Annotated in this window: 2 protein-coding genes; both read left to right on the top strand. The window is 39.5% G+C overall.

Annotated features, from left to right (window positions below):
- The first annotated feature begins 176 nt into the window (after positions 1-176).
- Positions 177-1,394 (top strand): bifunctional phosphopantothenoylcysteine decarboxylase/phosphopantothenate--cysteine ligase CoaBC, encoded by a 1,218-nt coding sequence (gene coaBC / locus CHI06_RS06980; RefSeq protein ID WP_206021495.1) that lies wholly within the window; start codon positions 177-179, stop codon positions 1,392-1,394.
- On the top strand, positions 1,381-3,792 hold the full coding sequence (gene priA, locus CHI06_RS06975; protein WP_095247703.1) for a primosomal protein N': 2,412 nt from the start codon (positions 1,381-1,383) through the stop codon (positions 3,790-3,792). Before coaBC ends, priA begins: the two co-directional genes overlap by 14 nt.
- Positions 3,793-3,829 lie beyond the last annotated feature (37 nt).

Here is a 3,829-nt window from a genome sequence, read left to right as displayed (position 1 = left end):
GATTATTCCAAGAAGCATTCCTTAGTGGAGCGCAAATCAAAAGCTAAGGTTAACACAGCCTTACAAAAGTAGACATTATTTTTAGAAACAAAGCTGAAAAAGATGAAAATATAATGTGATTCTAGCATAATAAAGAATAGATAATTTGTGGAATTGAAGTGGGGGATACGATTAGGATGGATAAAAAGATACTAGTATGTGTAACCGGTGGAATAGCTGTATATAAAGCTGCTGCATTAACAAGCAAACTTGTCCAAGCAGGAGCAAAGGTAAAAGTAATACTCAGTGACTCTGCAGCAAAATTTGTTTCCCCTTTAACATTTCAGGCTTTATCTCGCAACGAAGTGTATACCGACACCTTTGATGAAAAAAACCCTCATGTGATCGCGCACATCGATTTAGCTGATTGGGCAGATTTAATACTAGTAGCACCTGCGACAGCTAATACAATAGGGAAGCTTGCAAATGGAATTGCTGACAATATGATTACGACAACCTTACTGGCTGCAACTGCGCCAGTTTGGATTGCACCAGCGATGAATGTCCATATGTATGACCATCCGGCAGTGAAAAAGAACATTTCAATCTTGTCTTCGTACAATTATCAATTTATTGAACCAAGTGAGGGCTATCTAGCTTGTGGTTATGTAGGTAAGGGTCGTCTAGAGGAACCTGAGAAAATTGTAGAGTTAATCAAACAGCATTTTTCAAATAAAAGCACTTTAAAGCTAAAAGGGAAAACGGTCTTAATTACGGCTGGTCCAACTAGAGAAAAAATTGACCCTGTTCGTTTTATTACGAATCATTCTACAGGAAAAATGGGATATGCTCTTGCAGAAGCAGCGAAGAATGAAGGGGCAAGGGTGCTATTAATCTCTGGTCCGGTCCATTTATCTCCACCACCAGGTATCGATTTAGTTAAGGTTGAGAGTGCTGATGATATGTATCAGGCAGTCATGAACAACTATGAAGCAGCTGATATTATTATAAAAACAGCTGCAGTAGCTGATTATACTCCTAAAGTTTCCTTTGACCATAAAATGAAAAAGCAGCCTGGTGACAAGGTAATCGAGCTTGCACGAACAAAGGATATTTTATCTGAGCTTGGTACCATGAAGAGAAACAAAATACTAGTTGGATTTGCAGCTGAAACTGAAAATGTAGAAGAATATGCAATAAAAAAATTAAAGGCTAAAAATGCAGATATGATTGTAGCCAATAATGTAAAGTCAGAAGGCGCTGGATTTGGTATGGATACAAACATTGTTACGTTATTCATGCGAAATGGGTTTAAAATGGAGTTACCTTTAATGTCAAAGCTGGATGTTGCCTATAGGATTATTGAAGCTATTACTGCATTGCCAAAGGATTTGGAACAAAATGAAAGTTGCTAGTGTGATTGTGGATGTACCTGCAAAACAAACGGATAGGGAGTTTGATTATTTAGTTCCAGAAGAATGGTTAGAAACCATTCAGCCAGGAATGCGGGTAATTGTCCCTTTTGGTCCAAGAAAAATTCAAGGATTTGTTACAGAGGTAAAAGCTGAATCAGAATTTAAAAAGCTCCGGGAGATTTGCGAGCCAATGGATTTAGAGCCAGTATTAAATAAGGAATTACTTGAACTTGGGAATTGGCTGACTGAAACAACGCTGTGTTTTAAAATCTATGCCTATCAAGCTATGCTCCCAGCTGCCTTGAAAGCGAAATATGAAAAGAAAGTGATGCTATCTACAGGGGTATCAATTAATGAATTACATGTAAAGCTACACGATATTTTTAAAAATGAAGAAGCGATAAATTGGGATAACGCATTGAAAAATGGGCTGGTCCCCATCCTTCAAAGAGAAGCTGCAAAAGGCCTGCTGGAAGTAATCTATCTAGTAAAAGGAAAACTGAATAAAAAGAAATTAAAATATGTCAGCCCGCTTCTGCCACCTGCGGACTTAGAAGCTGAATTTAATAGCTTACCTCCAAGAGCTGAAAAGCAAAGAGAGGCATTGAGGTACTTTATTCAGAACCCCGATCCCATTGAGATGCGACAGTTGTCAGCAGACTTAAAAATCTCAAGCGCGACTGTAAAAGCACTTGTGGAAAAGGGACTCCTTTCTGAACAGGACATGGAAGTTTATCGTGATCCCTATGAAAACAGGACCTTTACCCGGACGGATCCTTTGCCATTAACCAATGATCAGCAGGAAGCAATGGGGCCATTATTAGGTTCAATTGAAAAAAAGGTTCATGAAGTGTTCCTCCTCTATGGGGTAACAGGCAGCGGGAAAACTGAAATTTACTTGCAATCCATTCAGGATGTCATTGAAAAAGGCAGAGAAGCTATCGTTCTTGTACCAGAAATTGCCCTTACCCCGCAAATGGTAAATCGCTTTAAGGGGCGTTTTGGCAATTTAGTTGCTGTGTTGCACAGTGGACTTTCCTCAGGTGAGAAATATGATGAGTGGCGGAAGATTCAGCGTAAAGAAGTTAAAGTGGTTGTAGGTGCAAGGTCAGCGATTTTTGCGCCCTTCGAAAATCTAGGGATTATTATTATTGATGAAGAACATGAAACAAGCTATAAACAGGAAGAAATGCCGCGCTATCATGCGAGAGATGTGGCGATTGAACGTGCGGCTAAATATAAATGTCCGGTTGTCCTCGGGAGTGCTACACCTTCTTTAGAATCATTTGCAAGGGCTCAAAAAGGGGTATATAAGCTGTTATCTCTGCCTAATCGAATGAATCAACGGGCACTTCCTGCAGTGGAAATTATTGATATGCGTGAAGAACTTAGAGCAGGGAATCGTTCCATGTTTTCTAGAAAGCTTTTTGAACTACTGAAGGAAAGAATCGAACGGAAAGAACAATCTGTATTATTTTTAAATAAACGCGGTCATTCTTCCTTTGTTATGTGCAGGGATTGCGGGTTTGTGATGAATTGTCCAAATTGTGATATTTCCTTAACCTACCACAAGGTAAAGGAACAAATGAAATGCCATTATTGCGGACATGAGAGTCAGGTACCAAATCAATGTCCTGAGTGTTCAAGTGATTATATCCGTTACTTCGGAACAGGAACACAAAAGGTGGAGGATGAGCTTGGTAAAATTCTTCCTGAGGCAAAAGTAATTCGGATGGATGTTGATACAACAGGGAAAAAGGGGTCGCATGAGAGGCTATTAAAGGAATTCCATGAAGGGAAAGCCGATATTCTTTTAGGGACACAAATGATTGCAAAAGGACTAGATTTTCCGAATATTACTCTTGTTGGAGTTCTCTCAGCAGATACTATGCTCCATTTACCAGATTTTCGCTCTTCTGAAAAAACGTTTCAGCTATTAACACAAGTTAGCGGCAGGGCGGGACGGCATGAGTTACCGGGGGAAGTAATAATCCAGACCTATACTCCGGAACATTATAGTGTAGAACTTGCTGGGACACAGGACTATGATCTCTTTTATAATCGAGAGATGTTGATGCGAAAGGCACATCATTACCCGCCATTTTATTATTTAGCCTTAATTACTATCAGTCATGAACAGTTAATGACCGTGGTTTCGGCAACGGAAAAGATTGCTGCTTTTGTACGGTCACGCATTTCTAATCATGCAGTTGTTCTTGGACCCGCTGCCTCACCCATCCCAAGGATTAACAATCGATACCGCTACCATTGTCTAATTAAATATAAGCGTGAACCAGAGCTTACTAATACATTAAAAACCATACTAGACCAGTATCAAAATGACCCGAAAAGCGGATTACTAGTTTCCATCGATGTAAACCCATTTATTTTAATGTAGGGCTGTGTTATATGAAACTGTTGATTTTAGAACTATG

Origin of the sequence: Bacillus sp. 7884-1 (assembly GCF_002272245.1) — a bacterium.
Lineage (GTDB): Bacteria > Bacillota > Bacilli > Bacillales > Cytobacillaceae > Neobacillus.
The sequence above is the reverse complement of the archived record's forward strand: the minus strand, read 5'-3'. Positions and strand labels throughout refer to the sequence as shown.

Excerpts from the sequence above, each read along its gene's own strand:
- coaBC (WP_206021495.1), top strand. The coding sequence starts at position 177 with ATGGATAAAAAGATACTAGTATGTGTAACCGGTGGAATAGCTGTATAT.
- priA (WP_095247703.1), top strand. The coding sequence starts at position 1,381 with ATGAAAGTTGCTAGTGTGATTGTGGATGTACCTGCAAAACAAACGGAT.